Genomic DNA, 15,987 nt, shown 5'->3' with positions numbered 1-15,987 from the left:
TAGACAGTCACGCCTAGGGCGAACACCGGACTATTTCACGATTTCACTGGTTAGTCTCATTACATCGGTACCGAATTCGTAGCGGTATCAAAGGAGTGAAGAGATGTTTGAGAGATTTACCGACCGCGCCCGTCGGGTAGTCGTTTTGGCCCAAGAAGAGGCCAAGATGCTCAACCACAACTACATCGGCACGGAGCACATTTTGCTTGGCCTCATCCATGAGGGCGAGGGAGTCGCCGCGAAGGCACTCGAGTCGCTGGGTATTTCACTCGACTCTGTGCGCGAGCAAGTACAAGACATTATTGGCCAGGGTCAGCAGCAGCCGACCGGCCACATCCCGTTCACTCCCCGTGCCAAGAAGGTACTCGAGTTGAGCCTGCGCGAAGCGCTGCAGCTTGGCCATAACTACATCGGCACCGAGCACATCCTGTTGGGTCTCATCCGCGAGGGTGAAGGCGTTGCCGCCCAGGTTCTCGTCAAGCTCGGCGCAGACCTCAACAAGGTTCGCCAGCAGGTCATCCAGCTCCTCGGAAGTTTCCAAGGCAAAGAGGCGGTCGCCGTTGGCGGAAACGATGCAACGCCCGACAAGGGTTCGCAGGTTCTTGACCAGTTCGGCCGCAACCTCACCCAGGCGGCCCGCGACGGCAAGCTCGACCCCGTAATCGGCCGCGAAAAGGAGATGGAACGCGTCATGCAGATCCTCTCCCGCCGCAGCAAGAACAACCCTGTACTCATCGGTGAACCCGGCGTGGGTAAGACCGCTGTTGTTGAAGGACTCGCTATCGCCATCGTTACCGGTGACGTACCCGAGACCCTGAAAGACAAGCAGCTCTACTCGCTCGACCTTGGTTCGCTCATCGCCGGAAGCCGTTACCGCGGTGACTTCGAAGAGCGCCTCAAGAAGGTCACCAAAGAGATCCGCACCCGCGGCGACATCATCGTCTTCATCGACGAGATCCACACCCTCGTTGGTGCTGGTGCTGCTGAGGGCGCAATCGACGCCGCATCCATCCTCAAGCCGCTGCTTGCCCGTGGCGAGCTTCAGACGATCGGTGCGACGACCCTCGACGAGTACCGCAAGCACTTCGAGAAGGATGCCGCGCTCGAGCGTCGCTTCCAGTCGGTACAGGTTCACGAACCCAACCTGCCGCACACCATCAACATCCTGAAGGGACTCCGCGACCGCTACGAGTCCTTCCACAAGGTGTCCATCACTGACGGCGCGATTGTTGCCGCAGCGAACCTTGCCGACCGCTACGTGGCCGATCGGTTCCTGCCAGACAAGGCAATTGACCTTCTGGATGAAGCTGGCGCACGTTTGCGTCTGTCCATCCTCTCTGCACCCCCCGAGCTGCGTGAATTCGACGACAAGATCGCCGAAGTCCGTGGGCAAAAAGAGGGTGCCATCGAAGACCAAGACTTCGAAAAGGCCGCCAGCCTGCGCGACGAAGAAAAGAAGCTGCTCGGAGAGCGCCTGCGCCTCGAGAAGCAGTGGAAGTCTGGCGACGTTGGCGCGAGCGGAATCGTGGATGAAGGTCTGATTGCCGAAGTTCTGGCAGCAGCAACCGGCATCCCCGTCTTCAAGCTCACCGAAGAAGAGTCCAGCCGACTCATCTTCATGGAGAAGGCACTGCACATGCGCGTTATCGGTCAAGAGGAAGCCATCTCGGTTCTCTCCAAGACCATCCGTCGCACGCGTGCCGGTCTGAAAGACCCCGCCCGTCCCAGTGGTTCGTTCATCTTCGCCGGTCCAACCGGTGTTGGTAAGACCGAACTCGCTAAGGCGCTTGCCGAGTTCTTGTTCGACGACGAGTCAGCCATGATTTCGCTTGACATGAGCGAGTACGGCGAGAAGCACACCGTTTCTCGACTGTTTGGTGCCCCTCCCGGATTCGTAGGATTCGAAGAGGGTGGCCAGCTCACCGAGAAGGTGCGCCGCAAGCCCTTCAGCGTTGTGCTATTCGACGAGATCGAGAAGGCTCACCCCGACATCTTCAACTCGCTCCTGCAGATCCTCGAAGAGGGTCGCTTGACCGACGGCCAGGGTCGCGTAGTGGACTTCAAGAACACCGTCATCATCATGACCACCAACCTCGGCACCAAGGACATCACCGCAGGGCCTGTTGGCTTCCAGGTAGAAGGCGACTCGGCAACAAGCTACGACCGCATGCGCGGCAAGGTTGTTGAAGAACTCAAGAAGCACTTCAAGCCTGAGTTCCTTAACCGTGTTGACGAGACCATCGTGTTCCCGCAGCTCAGCAAGCCAGAACTGCTGCAGATCGTCGACCTCTTCATCAAGCGTCTCTCCGAGCGCATGATGGATCGCGACCTCACCGTCGAGCTCACTGTTCCCGCCAAGGAGCGTCTCATCGAGATCGGGTTCGACCCCACCCTCGGTGCACGACCGCTTCGCCGCGCAGTGCAGCACGAGGTAGAAGACGCTCTGAGCGAGAAGATTCTGCACGGTGAGCTCAACGCCGGCGACCACGTGCACGTTGACTTCGTCGACAACAAGTTCGTGTTCACCACCAGCCGCCAGCCAGGTCTGCCCGAAAAGGAACCTGCTGAGGTTGAGGCCTAAACCTCACACCGAACGAGAAGTGGGGGGGGGCCCCCCAAAAGTGTTTGGCCCGCCCACACACCGACCGACACGTGGCTGGGCCGCCCCTAATGGTGTGGGCCCAGCCACTTCGTCGTTAACGAGCAGAAGCGTGAGCCAGTCGCAGTACATTTACTCCGTGACCTCATTCAGCGTTCGCCCTGCCACGACAGCCGATGTGCGGGCAATTCAGTCTCTCGTTGAGCCGCTCGTCAACGAACGTATTTTGCTCGGTAAAGACCTCGTTGTCTTCTACGAAGCCGTGCAGGAGTTTCGGGTTGCGGTGACCCCTGACGGTCACGTCATCGGATGCGGCGCGCTGCACGTGATGTGGCAAGACCTAGCCGAAGTGCGAACGTTGGCTGTGGCATCCGAATGGCTAGGTGCTGGTGTCGGCCATGCACTGCTGGAACAGATTGAGCGCGATGCTCACACGCTCGGCCTTGAGCGACTCTTTTGTCTCACTTTTGAGACCGGGTTCTTCACTAGTCACGGCTTCGAGCCTGTGATCGAAGAACTTGTCGATCCCGCCGTATTCGCTCAGTTGTCGCTGTCTCCCGATGAGGGTGTTGCCGAATTCCTTGATCTTTCTCGTGTGAAACCCAACACCCTCGGCAACACGCGCATGCTGAAGCGTCTTTAGCGGCCTGAGACGTTTAGCCTTACCGTATGTCGACGTTTCGGAATCCGGTCGGCCCGCAGTCAAGCAGCGTCTACTGGCGCCGACGCTTGATTCTCGGGCTGGGGTTGCTTGCCGTGATCGCGATCGTCTTGTTGATCGTCTTCGGGCCAAAAGCTTCGTCTGACCCCGCCGCGACGGGGCCAGACGAGACGGCAGGAACAGAGTCGAGCACTCCGGCTGCCACAGACTCCACCGGCTCAACAATTTGTGACCCTGCCAAGCTCACGCTCGAAGCGAAAACGGATGCATCGAGCTATGGCGAAGGCGAAAAACCGCAGCTTTCTTTCTCGCTCAAGAGCACTATGACGGAACCGTGTGTGGTGGATGCAGGCAGCGACATCCAAGAGTTTGTGATTACTAGCGGTAGTGACGAAATTTGGAACTCGAAACACTGCCAGACTGCTGGTGAAGCTCGTTCCGTTGTCTTGCAGCCGGGCGTTCCCGTGCAGTCAAGTTCAATCGAATGGGACCGCACCCGTTCTGCTCCCGACACGTGTGAGTCGGATCGTCCCGTCGTGGGCGCCGGCGGCGCCAGCTACCACCTCGAAGTCTCCATTGGAGACATTGCCTCCGAAAGCACCAAGCAGTTCTTGTTGAACTAGCCAGGATTGGTCATGGATTCTTCATCCTCAGCGGCGCAGAGCGCCGAATTCAGCTCGCCCATGCTTGCGCAGGCGTTAGAGACCGGTGACCCCGTTGCGGTGGCCTTGGCACTGCGCAACGATCGAGTCATCGTGCCGATGCTCAGTGACGGTGATGACGGCGAAGCTCAGGTGCGTGTATTCCGTCGAGGGGATGCTGACAAGTACATGCTTTTGCTATTCTCCTCGGTAGATACCTACGTTGCGATGTTGCCCGAAGAGACAGACCACCGGGTCGTCGCGTACCAAGCAGATGATCTGCGGGGCTTCCTCGAGAGCAACCGTGGCGTTTTGGAGTCGGTCTGGTTCGACGTTGCTGGCCCGCACGCCATGCAGGCCTCACCCGATGACATTCTGGATGCTCTAACACTTTCGTGAGCACGGGCTCGCAAGTGTCACAACCGCGTTAACTTTCGGCATTTGGCGACCCTCAGGTAAACGTCCCAGTTCAGGGGACAAAGGGGCAGAAATGGTCGATTTTCGGCACTCTTTCGGGTTACATTCAGCTAAGCCCAAGCATCAATGTTGTAAAGAGGGCTTTCTATCCACGCTCTGTGACAGTTACTCTGTTCAACGTGGAAGACAACAGCTTCGGTGTGCCAGCAGGATGGTACCCAGACCCTTTGGGTTTGCCCCAGTTGCGCTGGTGGGATGCCCAAGCCTGGACTGAACACACCTCAGATGCTCGTGCCCCTATTGTCGTGCAGCCCGCGACCAAGCTAGCCTTCGCCGATGAAGACGAAGATGATAAGTACGAATTTCCGTCTCGCCGTGACCAGAGGGACCGCGAACGCAGGGACAGCAGTGACTACTTGGTCGCTGAAACTCGCAGCGAGCCTGAGCCCGACATTGCACCAGTTCACGATGAGTTGAGCGCACAGCCGTTGCTAGCGATGGCGCTGCGCGAGCTTGAGCCGCCGCTCGATGAAGCTAAAGATGCCGACGAGTCTCAGCTTCTTCCCAAGTCTGCAACTGCCCACACGAACTCGATGCCTGGTGCGTCGACGCTGAGCGCCTACGCGGAAGAAGAAGCACCGCAGCGCGAAGTCCGTCAATACCGCACCTACAACCCAGCCGTCTGGTTGATTGCAATTCTTCCTCTCGTACAGTTGCTTGCGAGCATGTTTTTGATTGCAGTCGCGGGCCTCGGCGGTAACTTGCCGCTGCTGCTTATGGTGTGGATCGCACCATATGTGGTTGTGCTTGGCCTCGCCGCGTACGACAACCTCCTGCTTCAGGTATGGGGTCACGAACGCCCCGCGAGCGCAGCCTGGGCCTTCCTGACCACACCGGTTTATCTGGCGATCCGCGGCATCCGCACGATGCGTGAGACTGGCAAGGGAATCGCCCCGATCGCTACGTGGGCGGGAACTATGGTTTCGCTTGTGGTCGGAATGCTTGTGCTTCCCGGCCTAGTTATCTCGCTGATTCCGCAGACCTTCAGCACCCAGATTGAGCAGTCGGTGCAGTCACAGGCAGCAACGTTGGGCGCAGGTATTGAGCTTGATTGCCCAACCACTCCACCGGTGCTGATCGGCGAAACGTTTACGTGTCGTGCAGTGAAGCCGTCTAATGGGCAGCGCGACTCGATCCTGGTGAGCTTGCAGCGCGAGAACGGCTGGATCAGCTGGCGTGTAGAAGACTGGGGCCTCTGGACCCTGTTCGGCTAACCGCTCGGTTTCCACACAGTTGTGCAACGCGGCTCGTCTTCGGATGAGCCGCCGTCGCTGTCTGTGCGGCGCCGGGGTTCTTCACGAAGTGGCCTGTGGTCTGGTTGGCGGGGTTCTGCTGCGCCCGAGCACCAGCTGAGGCGAATCGGGCTTAGAACTCGGGGATCTCGACGCGTTCATCGACAGCGCCAGCGAATGCGAGCTGCAGCGCTCCGCGAACGTGAGCCGCCTCGGAGTCGATTACTGTGCCGAAGCCGAGCCTAGCCGCTTCAGCAAGTCGCTGCTTTGCGGATGACGCGGGCCGAATCTCTCCGGCAAGACTGATCTCTCCCACGACGGCCATCGCTGGCGCAAAGGCTTTGTCTTTGTAGGCACTAGCAATGGCCAGCGCGATGGCGAGGTCTGCACCGGGCTCGGTGACGCGGATGCCGCCTACCGTCGAAACGTAAACGTCGAACCCGGAGAGGGGGATCCCCGCTCGCCGTTCAAGCACCGCGAGAAGCATGGCAACTCGTGACGCGTCGACGCCGTTGACGACTCGACGCGGCTGCGGAGCCTGCGACTTGACGATGAGCGCCTGCACCTCAACGGGAAGGGCACGTCTGCCTTCTAACGCGATGGTGACGCAGGTGCCGCTTACAGGGCGCCGGGCGTGGGAGAGGAACAGGCCGCTGGGGTCAGAGACTTCGGCGATCCCTTCGCCGGTCATCTCGAAACAACCTACTTCGTCGGTGGAGCCGAAACGGTTCTTGTGGGCGCGAACGAAGCGCAGCGCGGTCTGGCGGTCGCCTTCGAACTGGAGCACGACATCCACAAGGTGTTCGAGCAGTCGTGGGCCGGCGATGCTGCCGTCTTTCGTAACGTGGCCGACGAGCAGCACGGGAAGGTTCTGGTCTTTGCTGACGCGGATGAGAGTGGATGCGACTTCGCGCACTTGTGAGGGGCCGCCCGCGATGCCTTCGGTCGCGGCGGAGGCGACGGTCTGCACGGAGTCGACGATCACGAGTTGAGGTTTGACGTGGTCGATCTGACCGAGGATCGTGCCGAGATCGGTTTCGGCAGCCAAGTACAGCGACGGGTGCAGGGCATTGGTGCGTTCGGCGCGCAACCGCACTTGGCTCACGGATTCTTCAGCGGTGACGTAGAGCACGCGCTGACCGGATGCCGCAGCCCGCGAAGCAACTTCGAGTAGCAGTGTCGATTTGCCGACGCCGGGTTCGCCGCTCAACAGAATCGCGGCGCCGGGGACAACGCCTCCGCCGAGCACTCGGTCGAATTCGTTGATGCCGCTTGGCCAATGGGCGACAGATTCGGCGCCGATCTCGGTGATGGATCGTGCCGCGCTCGTTTCAGCCACGGCAACCGTGGCGACGCGTTTGGTGATACCGGTGGCTACGCCGGAGTCGACTACGGTGCCCCACTGCTGGCATTCACCGCAGCGGCCAACCCATTTGATGCTCGACCAGCCGCACTCGGTGCAGCGAAAATTACTTACAGCTCGGGCCATGCTTCAACACTAGGTGGGGCGACTGACACTGCGGGGCGAGCGCGCTGTCCTGTGAGCTCAGCGACCGACAAGAGTGTTGTTAGGCGAGGCTGAGGAAGAGTTTCTCAATGTCGTCTGCGGTCATCCCATCGTGGCTACCTTCGCCATCCGCGTCATCGACGGTGCACGACTGGAGGGCGTTCGCGATGATCATGTAGCCGGCACGGTCGAGCGCTTTGCTTACGGCGGCCAGTTGGGTGACGACATCTTTGCAGTTCGACTCCGGACCCATCGATTCAATGAGGGCGCGCAGTTGGCCTTCGGCGCGCTTGAGGCGGTTCATGACCTTGCGCATTGCTTCGGGGTCGTGCCCGGTGGGGGTGTCGACTTCGGCACTTTCCGTGTTGTCAGCCATGATTAGCTCTCCTTCTTCACGGGCAGACCGGAGTTGCGCCATGCCGAGGTGCCGCCGTCAACGTTCACGGCGTCAAAGCCTTGAGCGGTGAGCCATTCGACGGCCTGGGCACTGCGTCGGCCACTTTCACAGATCACGTAGACGGCGTCATCGCGGTCGAGTTCTTCGACACGGGTAACGAGTTCTCCCAACGGAATGCTTGTGGCGGCAGGCGCATGCCCCGAAACGTATTCGAAGGGTTCGCGCACGTCGATGATGACGGGGTTGGCGAGTTCGGAGAGGGTTTGGGTGGTGATGGTGTTCATCGTTCTATCCTTGAGTGTTGGGTGGTGTGGTTGGATCCGGAAGGGCTTCGGTAACCTAGGCTGTCGCCGCGGCCCAGGTGCGGTAGCCGCCGTCGAGGTTGACAGCGTCGTAGCCGTGCTGGCTAAGGATGCGCACGGCCGTGTGGCCGCGCTGTCCGACCTGGCAGTGCACGATCACGCGGCGGTCGCCGAGTTCACTGAGGCGACTGCGCAGGTCATCGAGAGGGATGTTGACGGCGTACGGGATGGCGCCGCGCCCGAATTCGGCGGCGGTGCGAACATCCACCAGCAGGCTCCCTGCGGCGAGTTCGGCGTCGATCTCGTGCCACTGAATCGAGGCGCTGAGGTTGTCGCGTAGGTTCTTGGCGACATAACCGAGGTGGTTGATGGGGTCTTTGGCTGACCCGTATTGCGGTGCGTAGGCGAGCTCGAGGTCGGCAAGGGCACTCGCGGTGAGGCCGGCGCTTGCGGCGGTGGCGAGAACATCCATCCGCTTATCGACACCATCGCGGCCGACAGCCTGGGCGCCGAGGATGAGGTCGGTGTTTGCATCGACGATGAGCTTGAGCGAGAGCGATTCGGCGCCGGGGTAGTAGCCAGCGTGCGAGACAGGGTGGGTGTGGATGACGCGAATATTGTGGCCATCTGCCCGCAGTGTGCGCTCGGTTGAGCCGAGGCTCGCCGCAGTGAGGTCGAAGACTCCAACGATGGAGGTGCCGAGTGCGGGCTTGGAGTGCACCTGGTCGCCCGCGATGGTGTCGGCGAGGTAGCGCCCATCACGGTTTGCGGGCCCGGCGAGAGCAACGAGTTCGTGCTCGCCACTGATCGCGTCGACCTTCTCAGCAACGTCGCCAACGGCATACACGTGGGGTGCACTGGTCTGGTAGTTAACAGTGGTGCGGATGCCGCCAGTAGTGCCCACAGCGAGGCCTGCGCGAACGGCGAGTGCGTTATCCGGTCGCACCCCAACCGCCGCAACGACGACGTCTGCCGCCGCGCTTGAGCCATCACTCAGCTGGACGGTGGTGTCATCGACCGCAACCGCCTCGGTGCCGAGGCGCAGGTCAACGCCGTTCTCGCGCAGGTGGGCCTCGATGGGGGTTACCATTTCGGCGTCGAAGGGGCTGAGCACGTGGGCTCCTTGCTGCACGAGGGTGACGTTGAGGCCTCGCTTGGCGAGGTTTTCGGCCATCTCGATGCCGATATAACCGGCACCCAAGACGACGACGTTCGCGGTCGTAGGGTCGAGGTCTCCGAGAGAGGCGTGAAGGGCGTCGACGTCTTCGATGTTGCGGAGCACGAGCATCCGGTCGCTGCCGGGGATCGCGGGAAGCGTGGCGCATGCACCCGTGGCAATCACGAGTTCGTCGTAGCTCTCGGTGTTTGTAGTGTTGTCGACGTGGTTGTGCACGGCGATGGTGCGCTCGCCGGGATTGATGGCGGTGACGTTGTGGTTGACGCGCACATCGAGGCCGAAGCGGCTGCCGAGGCTGGCCGGGGTTTGCAGTAGGAGGCTGTCACGTTCGGTGATGACACCGCCGAGGTAATAGGCGAGGCCACAGTTGGCAAAGGAGACGTGACCGCTGCGTTCGAAGATGATGATCTCGGCATGCTCGTCGCGGCGACGCATGCGGGTGGAGAAGGACATTCCGGCAGCGACTCCACCGATAACGAGGATGCGGCGGGCGCGGTCTGTGGTGCTGGCAGTCATTCCCCTACCATACCCCAGGGGGTATGTCGATGCCCAATTGTGGCGAGCTTGCCAAACGCACGCTGGGTTGGCGTCGAGCGCAACTAGGCTCCTCGTCTCGGCATTATCTGAGGAATGCGCGATTTTCACCAGGTTCGTGCCTACGATAAGAAAACGAACAAGGGAGCATCGTGGCCGCTGACAAGAACATTGACCCTCGATTCGATCCTGCTTTCCAGCGCGGGTACGCGGCGCGGCAGGGCGGCGAGCAAGCTGAGACTGTTCATGTCACACGCGCCGTCGATGCGCCTCGCGAGGTTGTCGCGGGAATTATCCCGCTCTCGCCCGATGGCGTTGGCGATGCCTTGGTACCCGAATCCCGGCCAGACATCACGGTGCCGAGAGTAGACATGCAGCCCGGCCTTTCACCACAATCGCACTATGTGGATGACGCGGGTGCGCTCGCCGAAATAACCTCGACTGGCCGCGGCAAAAGTCTCGCTCGCAACCCCTGGATCTATGTGCTCTGGGCCTTCGGCGGTGCTCTCGTGAGTGGCGGTGTAGCCGCTCAGTGGTGGGCCTTTTCGAAGATGTACTCACGGAATGGTCTTGACGTCGAGAGCTGGGAACTCATCACTGCGGTTCAGGCCACCGCGCCCATAGGTCTTACCGCTGGATCCTTCTGCGTCGTCGGGGCGTTGGTTGTTCACGCGCTCAACTGGATGCGCAAAAACCCGTGAACGCACCACACCTTTATCTGTACTAAACTCTTTCCCGGTACCGTGTCCGAGCGGCCGAAGGTGCAACTCTCGAAAAGTTGTGTGCGTGAAAGCGCACCGTGGGTTCAAATCCCACCGGTACCGCCACAGAAAACCCCCTACTTCCCAGTAAATACAAGGAAGTTAGGGGGTTTCCTTCTTCTCGCAAACAGTGTTTGCCCCCTTGCTCCGCATCCAAGCGATGGTTTCGAAAAGAGTCTCCTTGAGGCTTCGATGTTGATGCCATTCACGCCACGTGAGCGCGATGATCACAAAATCCAAGAGTGTTAGGAGAGCTACGCCAACGGACGGAGCTATCACTAGGTCGACGATCTGAACGACGGCCAAGAGGCCAAGCGCTCCGATTGCCCAAGGGTAGATTCGCGTGGCGCCCAGGATGAGGGAAATGACAATTGCGAGCTTGACGATGCCATGGATCAGTAGGTAGAGCCCAATGATGAACGTCCCTTGCGCTCCGAGCTGATGCGTTCCAGTAATAAGGAGATTTGCGATGAAGTCGTGAGGGTCCTCTAGGAGCTCGCCAGCTGTCAGGCCGTGCACGATCGAAGCCAATCCGCCCGACGACAGGAAGAGCAGCGGCACGCCGGCGATGAGTTCGACGAGCCCATCGATTCCCTTGAATGTCACGCCGACAAGAAACACGAGATCCAGCAGATGGTCTCGGCGGCGCCGGACAGTCACTTTAGCTGCCCCCTGCGGAGGGTTCAGCATCGGGCTCTGCCTCGGCGTGATCTACTAGGGCGCGCTCGCCGCCAACCTGCAACGACACTTTGAGGATGTCTTCGAGGGTTTCGCGCACGAGCGATTCCCGCACTTCTCTGCTGCGGTAATCGACCAGTTGATATGAGGCCGTGGCATCCACGAGGGCGAAAAGTACGAGAGCAGCTCGCTCAGGGCTCGCATCAGCAAATTGTCCGGCGTCTTGGCCGGCCCGGATGATGCGGGTGGCGAGTGCGTGCCAGGAGTCCATCGCGTCTCGGGTTGCCTCCGCGAGGCGTTCGTTTCTGCGCCCAACGCTCCAGGCGTCGCACCACACTTCGCCGACGTTGTCCCGACTTGGGTCGGCGAGCGCGTCGAGGAGTGCCCGAAACTGATCGACAGGCTCGTCGGGGGACTGTGCGTGAAGAGTAACGTCAGCGATTTCCTGTTCGGCGATGGCCAGGAACGTGTTCGCGACCAGGGCATCCATGTTGGGCTCGTAGTGGGCGATGAGCGGGGCGGTGACTCCGCAGTGCGCAGCAAGGCTGCGCAGCGAGATTGCGGCCAGACCTCGAGTAAGGGCAATGGTTTGTGCGGCGCCACGAACTTCGAGCGCTCGCTCGGCGGGGTTTCGTCGTCGTGTGGTGCCTGCTCCCATCCCGGAAGTGTACCAAAACTTGACTCTTATTGAGTAGGTGGTAAATAATGCAATCGTGCGCAATTGCCACTAAGCAACAGAGAGTTTTTGTCATCATGAAAAACATCCAGCGAGACGTCGTAATCGTCGGAGCCGGCGCTACCGGCCTCACCGCCGCCACAGCACTCCTTCGCGCGGGCAAGAGCGTAACCGTGCTCGAAGCGCGTGACCGAATCGGAGGGCGACTCTGGACGGATTCCATCGACGGCCAGATGTACGAGATCGGTGGCCAGTGGGTTTCCCCCGATCAAACCGCACTCATCGAGACCCTCGAAGAACTCGGCCTAGAAACGTACGCGCGCTACCGCGATGGTGAGAGCGTCTATGTTTCCCGGGACGGGCAGGCGCGTCGCTATACCGGCGACATATTTCCGGCCGGCGACGACACTGAAGCTGAAATCGCTCGGCTGATCTCGCTTCTTGATTCGCTCGTTGCTGAGATCGATCTCGAGGCGCCCTGGGCGCACCCTCGTGCCGCAGAATTCGACCGCATCACGTACCTGGCGTGGCTGGAGAGCCAGAGCAGCGATACCGAAGCGATCGACAACATCGCGTTGTACGTCGCCGATGCGATGCTGACCAAACCTGCCCACGCCTTCTCTCTGCTGCAAGCTCTTCTGATGGCGGCCAGTGCGGGAAGCTTCAGTAACCTCGTCGATGCTGACTTCATTCTCGACAAGCGGGTCGTGGGTGGACTGCAACAGGTTCCGCTTCTGCTCGCGAAGCAGCTGGGCGATGTTGTTGTTCAGCTCTCCCAGCCAGTGCGTGAGATCCGCTGGGATGCGACGGGAGCGACTGTCACTAGCGACGAGCTCTCGGTGAGCGCCCAGCACGTCATTGTTGCCGTGCCGCCGAACCTCTACGACCGAATCGACTACACCCCGGCGCTGCCCCGACTGCGTCAACAAATGCAGCAGCACTCGTCACTCGGCCTCGTGATCAAGGTGCACGCCACCTATGAGACGCCGTTCTGGCGTGACGCCGGGCTCTCCGGCACGGCCTTTAGTCCGTACCAACTGGTTCATGAGGCCTACGACAACACGAATCATGGTGAGGATCGGGGCACCCTCGTTGGGTTCGTCTCCGGTGAGAAGGCCGACGAGCTTCTTGCCCTCTCGCCTGAAGAGCGTAAGCGCCGCATCCTCGAGTCGTTCGCAGTGTTCTATGGCGGCGAGGCGCTCGAACCCGTCGTGTATTACGAGAGCGACTGGGCTTCAGAGGAGTGGACTCGCGGCGCTTACGCTGCCAGCTTCGACCTCGGCGGGCTCTCACGTTACGGCGCACTGCAGCTCGAGCCGGTTGGCCCGATCCAGTTCGGCTCTAGCGACCTCGCATCTGAGGGCTACCAGCACGTTGACGGGGCGATTCGCGTTGGACGACGGATGGCATCCACGATTATCAACGGCGAAGAGAGCTGAGCATGAACTGGAGAATGCCATCAGAAACTGCGGAACACGAACGCACGTGGATGGCGTTCCCTCGGGTCGGTGAGACGCTCGGCGGCGCTGAAAGCGATCGTGAACAGGGCTACTCCGCGTGGGCCGACGTCGCCAACGTGATTGCGCAGTTCGAGCCCGTCTCTATGGTTGTCGACCCCACCGAAACTGACCGAGCGCGTCGGATGCTCGACAGCAGTATCGATTTGCTCGAAGCACCGCTCGACGAGTTCTGGATGCGCGATGTCGGGCCAACTTTTGTCGTCGACCCGCAGAGGCCGGGGGTGCTCGGCGCGGTCGACTGGGTCTTCAACGGCTGGGGGGCACCCGAATGGGCCGAGTGGGAGAAGTCAGCTGAGATTGCGCGGTTTGTGGCCGATGCCGCAGGCGCCGAACTCGTGAGTTCGTTGCTCGTCGCCGAGGGCGGTGGGCTGCATGTGGATGGCGAAGGCACCGTCCTACTCACCGACACCGTGCAACTTGACCCGCGGCGAAACCCTCACGCTGACCGGCTTCGTGTTGAGCGAGAGATGGCGCGCACGATTGGCGCTACTCACGCCGTCTGGCTGCCGCGAGGGCTCAAGCGTGACTATGACGACTTCGGCACTAACGGGCACGTCGATATTGTCGCGACAATTCCTTCGCCTGGGCGGCTGCTGCTGCACGCCCAGCCGAACTCCGAGCATCCGGACCACCAGGTCATGGCTGAAATTCGGGAGAGCCTGACGGGCCAACGCGATGCTGCGGGCCGCGAATGGGAGATCGTTGAGCTGCCCGCTCCCACGGTTCTTCGCGATGACCACGGCTTCGTTGACTACAGCTACGTCAATCACCTCGTCGTCAATGGCGGCGTCATCGGTTGCGGCTTCGCTGACCCTGAAGCGGATGCTCGCGCCGCCGATATTCTTCGCGACGCGTATCCGGGACGCAGCGTTCAGATGGTCGACTCGCGCGAGATTTTCGCGCGGGGTGGCGGCATTCACTGCATCACGCAACAGCAACCGAAGACGGCCGGTATCGATGCTGGACCCCGTGCCAGAGAAGGAGCAAACGCATGAGCACATTCGATGTAGTCGAGGCGTCAATCGCCGAGCTTAAGGCGGCTCTCGAGAGTGGTGCGACCACGAGTCAAGAGCTGGTCACCGCGTACCTGGAGCGGATTGAGCGCTACGACCGCAACGGGCCGATGCTGAACTCGGTAGTCGTCCCTAACCCTGATGCCCTTGGGGAAGCGCACGAATCTGATCTGCGGCGCAGGCAAGGGGCTGTCTTGGGGCCACTCGACGGCATCCCGTATACCGCCAAAGACAGCTATCTCGTTCGCGGTCTAACCGCAGCGGCCGGAAGCCCCGCTTTTGCCGAGCTAGTGGCAATGCGGGACGCGGCAACAATCGGAGCGCTCCGCAACGCTGGTGCAATTTGCTTGGGCCTCACAAACATGCCGCCCATGGCTAACGGCGGTATGCAGCGCGGCGTATACGGGCGGGCCGAGAGCCCGTACAACCCCGAGTACCTCACGTCAGCGTTCGCTTCGGGCTCGTCGAACGGGTCAGGCACCGCAACCGCGTCGAGCTTTGCTGCCTTCGGTCTTGCTGAGGAAACCTGGTCGAGTGGTCGTGCTCCTGCTTCGAACAATGCCCTCTGCGCTTACACGCCATCCCGCGGAGTTATCTCGGTGCGCGGCAATTGGCCGCTCGTTCCGACGATGGATGTGGTGGTTCCGCACACTCGCACAATGGCTGATCTGCTGGCCGTGCTCGATGTGATCGTGTTCGACGATGAAGACACCCGCGGTGACTTTTGGCGCTCACAGCCGTGGGTAAACATCCCGCTGGCATCCGCCGGGCGCCCGGCGACCTATCTCTCGCTGCAGCGGGCTGACGCCAGCGCCGACGCCAGCGATGACTCACGCTCGTTGGCGGGTAAACGTTTCGGTGTTCCGCGCATGTACATCGGGCGCGACGAGGCGGCGGGTACCGGCACGGGCGGCATGGGCGGGCCGACGGGCACAGCGATCGACACGCGCGCGAGCATCCTGAGCCTGTTCGAGCACGCGCGCCACGATCTTGAACGGGCCGGTGCAACAGTTGTGGATGTCGACTTCCCTGTCGTCTCCAACTATGAAGCTGACCGAGCCGGCGCCCCCACCATTGCTACTCGCGGCATTGTTCGCCCCGAGTTTTTCGCACGCGAGATCGTCGACCTCTCGGCGTGGGCGTGGGAAGACTTTTTGAATGCCAATGGTGACCCCGAGCTCAACACCCTTGAGCACGTTGACGGAAGCACCATTTTTCCGAGTGAGCCGGACGCGCTCTTCGACCACTACGACGGCTTCGACGATGACATTGCGACGTATCCGGCTCAGGTGCGTGAGCACCCGTATGAAAGCTTTGAAGACATCCCGGAGCTGGCAGACGGAGTGCGCGCTCTTGAGGAGACTCGGCGCCTCGACTTCGAGCGGTGGATGCACGACAACGAACTCGATGCCGTCGTGTTTCCTGCGGTAGCTGATGTGGGGCGTGCAGATATGGATGTCAATCCGGAGTCGGCCGCGGGCGGGTGGCGAAACGGTGTCTGGGTCGCCAACGGCAACCTAGCGATTCGGCACCTCGGCATCCCGACGGTGACGGTGCCGATGGGGATCATGGACGACATCCGGATGCCCGTAGGCATTACCTTCGCTGGTGCGGCTTACTCCGACCTCGAGCTATTGAGCATTGGTGTGGCATACGAAGCTATTTCATGTCGCAGGGAAGCGCCGCCGCGCACTCCGCGAATTACGTCCTAGCGGAGGCATGGGGTAGACCACGGAGGATATCTTCGCGCAGGTGGAGGGTCTCAGCGTCTTGCCCTGCGTGCTGGTACAGCCGTCGTAGAGCCGTCGGCAG

Annotated in this window: 15 protein-coding genes and 1 tRNA gene; 10 read left to right on the top strand and 6 right to left on the bottom strand. The window is 61.0% G+C overall.

Features of this window, described 5'->3' with window-relative positions; translation table 11 throughout:
• Nucleotides 1-103: 103 nt before the first annotated feature.
• The 5 genes from ACTJJW_RS01565 to ACTJJW_RS01545 all read left to right on the top strand — a co-directional run bounded on the left by ACTJJW_RS01565 (nucleotide 104) and on the right by ACTJJW_RS01545 (nucleotide 5,592).
• Nucleotides 104-2,581: an ATP-dependent Clp protease ATP-binding subunit gene (locus tag ACTJJW_RS01565; RefSeq protein ID WP_462642234.1), complete on the top strand. Its 2,478-nt coding sequence runs from the start codon at nucleotides 104-106 to the stop codon at nucleotides 2,579-2,581.
• Nucleotides 2,582-2,738: 157 nt separating this feature from the next.
• Nucleotides 2,739-3,242, top strand: coding sequence for an amino-acid N-acetyltransferase (locus tag ACTJJW_RS01560; RefSeq protein ID WP_462642232.1), 504 nt, complete (start codon nucleotides 2,739-2,741; stop codon nucleotides 3,240-3,242).
• A gap of 26 nt (nucleotides 3,243-3,268) precedes the next feature.
• Nucleotides 3,269-3,883, top strand: a complete 615-nt coding sequence (locus tag ACTJJW_RS01555) for a hypothetical protein (protein ID WP_462642231.1) — start codon at nucleotides 3,269-3,271, stop codon at nucleotides 3,881-3,883.
• Nucleotides 3,884-3,895: 12 nt separating this feature from the next.
• Nucleotides 3,896-4,300: an SseB family protein gene (locus tag ACTJJW_RS01550; protein ID WP_462642230.1), complete on the top strand. Its 405-nt coding sequence runs from the start codon at nucleotides 3,896-3,898 to the stop codon at nucleotides 4,298-4,300.
• A gap of 176 nt (nucleotides 4,301-4,476) precedes the next feature.
• On the top strand, nucleotides 4,477-5,592 hold the full coding sequence (locus tag ACTJJW_RS01545; RefSeq protein ID WP_462642228.1) for a DUF2510 domain-containing protein: 1,116 nt from the start codon (nucleotides 4,477-4,479) through the stop codon (nucleotides 5,590-5,592).
• 151 nt (nucleotides 5,593-5,743) lie between these two features.
• Here ACTJJW_RS01545 and radA read toward each other — a convergent pair whose 3' ends face one another.
• From radA to ACTJJW_RS01525, 4 genes are all read right to left on the bottom strand, one after another.
• Nucleotides 5,744-7,099: a DNA repair protein RadA gene (gene radA, locus ACTJJW_RS01540; RefSeq protein ID WP_462642226.1), complete on the bottom strand. Its 1,356-nt coding sequence runs from the start codon at nucleotides 7,097-7,099 to the stop codon at nucleotides 5,744-5,746.
• Nucleotides 7,100-7,178: 79 nt separating this feature from the next.
• Complete coding sequence (locus ACTJJW_RS01535) at nucleotides 7,179-7,493, bottom strand: metal-sensitive transcriptional regulator (protein ID WP_462642225.1); 315 nt, start codon at nucleotides 7,491-7,493, stop codon at nucleotides 7,179-7,181.
• Nucleotides 7,494-7,495: 2 nt separating this feature from the next.
• Complete coding sequence (locus ACTJJW_RS01530; protein WP_462642224.1) at nucleotides 7,496-7,798, bottom strand: rhodanese-like domain-containing protein; 303 nt, start codon at nucleotides 7,796-7,798, stop codon at nucleotides 7,496-7,498.
• A gap of 55 nt (nucleotides 7,799-7,853) precedes the next feature.
• The gene (locus ACTJJW_RS01525; protein WP_462642223.1) at nucleotides 7,854-9,509 is read right to left on the bottom strand and encodes an FAD-dependent oxidoreductase; all 1,656 of its coding nucleotides are present in this window, start codon (nucleotides 9,507-9,509) and stop codon (nucleotides 7,854-7,856) included.
• 170 nt (nucleotides 9,510-9,679) lie between these two features.
• Between ACTJJW_RS01525 and ACTJJW_RS01520 the strand changes: the two genes are divergently transcribed.
• Both ACTJJW_RS01520 and ACTJJW_RS01515 read left to right on the top strand, forming a co-directional pair.
• Complete coding sequence (locus ACTJJW_RS01520; RefSeq protein ID WP_462642222.1) at nucleotides 9,680-10,228, top strand: hypothetical protein; 549 nt, start codon at nucleotides 9,680-9,682, stop codon at nucleotides 10,226-10,228.
• Nucleotides 10,229-10,264: 36 nt separating this feature from the next.
• Nucleotides 10,265-10,354 (top strand) — tRNA-Ser (locus tag ACTJJW_RS01515).
• A gap of 36 nt (nucleotides 10,355-10,390) precedes the next feature.
• Here ACTJJW_RS01515 and ACTJJW_RS01510 read toward each other — a convergent pair.
• Together ACTJJW_RS01510 and ACTJJW_RS01505 are read right to left on the bottom strand one after the other, a co-directional pair.
• Complete coding sequence (locus ACTJJW_RS01510) at nucleotides 10,391-10,948, bottom strand: DUF2127 domain-containing protein (protein ID WP_462642221.1); 558 nt, start codon at nucleotides 10,946-10,948, stop codon at nucleotides 10,391-10,393.
• A 1-nt stretch (nucleotide 10,949) separates the two neighbouring features.
• Nucleotides 10,950-11,624, bottom strand: coding sequence for a TetR/AcrR family transcriptional regulator (locus ACTJJW_RS01505; RefSeq protein ID WP_462642220.1), 675 nt, complete (start codon nucleotides 11,622-11,624; stop codon nucleotides 10,950-10,952).
• Between the two features lie 95 nt (nucleotides 11,625-11,719).
• Here ACTJJW_RS01505 and ACTJJW_RS01500 point away from each other — a divergent pair, with 95 nt between their 5' ends.
• From ACTJJW_RS01500 to ACTJJW_RS01490, 3 genes are read left to right on the top strand one after another with little or no spacing between them, the layout of a single operon-like run.
• Entirely contained in the window at nucleotides 11,720-13,081 is a 1,362-nt protein-coding gene (locus ACTJJW_RS01500; RefSeq protein ID WP_462642218.1) for a flavin monoamine oxidase family protein, read from the top strand.
• 2 nt (nucleotides 13,082-13,083) lie between these two features.
• Nucleotides 13,084-14,157 carry an agmatine deiminase family protein gene (locus ACTJJW_RS01495; protein ID WP_462642217.1) on the top strand — a complete coding sequence of 358 codons (1,074 nt, stop codon included), beginning with the start codon at nucleotides 13,084-13,086 and terminating at the stop codon, nucleotides 14,155-14,157.
• Nucleotides 14,154-15,887 (top strand): amidase, encoded by a 1,734-nt coding sequence (locus tag ACTJJW_RS01490; RefSeq protein ID WP_462642216.1) that lies wholly within the window; start codon nucleotides 14,154-14,156, stop codon nucleotides 15,885-15,887. Before ACTJJW_RS01495 ends, ACTJJW_RS01490 begins: the two co-directional genes overlap by 4 nt.
• Nucleotides 15,888-15,987: the final 100 nt, after the last annotated feature.

The organism is Rhodoglobus galactosidasius (genome assembly GCF_054957775.1).
This window is presented reverse-complemented; position numbering and strand designations above follow the sequence as displayed.

What these genes read in the sequence shown, in the direction of transcription:
- ACTJJW_RS01565 (WP_462642234.1), top strand. Translation starts at nt 104, where the DNA reads ATGTTTGAGAGATTTACCGACCGCGCCCGTCGGGTAGTCGTTTTGGCC.
- ACTJJW_RS01555 (WP_462642231.1), top strand. Translation starts at nt 3,269, where the DNA reads ATGTCGACGTTTCGGAATCCGGTCGGCCCGCAGTCAAGCAGCGTCTAC.
- ACTJJW_RS01550 (WP_462642230.1), top strand. Translation starts at nt 3,896, where the DNA reads ATGGATTCTTCATCCTCAGCGGCGCAGAGCGCCGAATTCAGCTCGCCC.
- radA (WP_462642226.1), bottom strand. Translation starts at nt 7,099, where the DNA reads ATGGCCCGAGCTGTAAGTAATTTTCGCTGCACCGAGTGCGGCTGGTCG.
- ACTJJW_RS01535 (WP_462642225.1), bottom strand. Translation starts at nt 7,493, where the DNA reads ATGGCTGACAACACGGAAAGTGCCGAAGTCGACACCCCCACCGGGCAC.
- ACTJJW_RS01530 (WP_462642224.1), bottom strand. Translation starts at nt 7,798, where the DNA reads ATGAACACCATCACCACCCAAACCCTCTCCGAACTCGCCAACCCCGTC.
- ACTJJW_RS01525 (WP_462642223.1), bottom strand. Translation starts at nt 9,509, where the DNA reads ATGACTGCCAGCACCACAGACCGCGCCCGCCGCATCCTCGTTATCGGT.
- ACTJJW_RS01505 (WP_462642220.1), bottom strand. Translation starts at nt 11,624, where the DNA reads ATGGGAGCAGGCACCACACGACGACGAAACCCCGCCGAGCGAGCGCTC.
- ACTJJW_RS01500 (WP_462642218.1), top strand. Translation starts at nt 11,720, where the DNA reads ATGAAAAACATCCAGCGAGACGTCGTAATCGTCGGAGCCGGCGCTACC.
- ACTJJW_RS01495 (WP_462642217.1), top strand. Translation starts at nt 13,084, where the DNA reads ATGAACTGGAGAATGCCATCAGAAACTGCGGAACACGAACGCACGTGG.
- ACTJJW_RS01490 (WP_462642216.1), top strand. Translation starts at nt 14,154, where the DNA reads ATGAGCACATTCGATGTAGTCGAGGCGTCAATCGCCGAGCTTAAGGCG.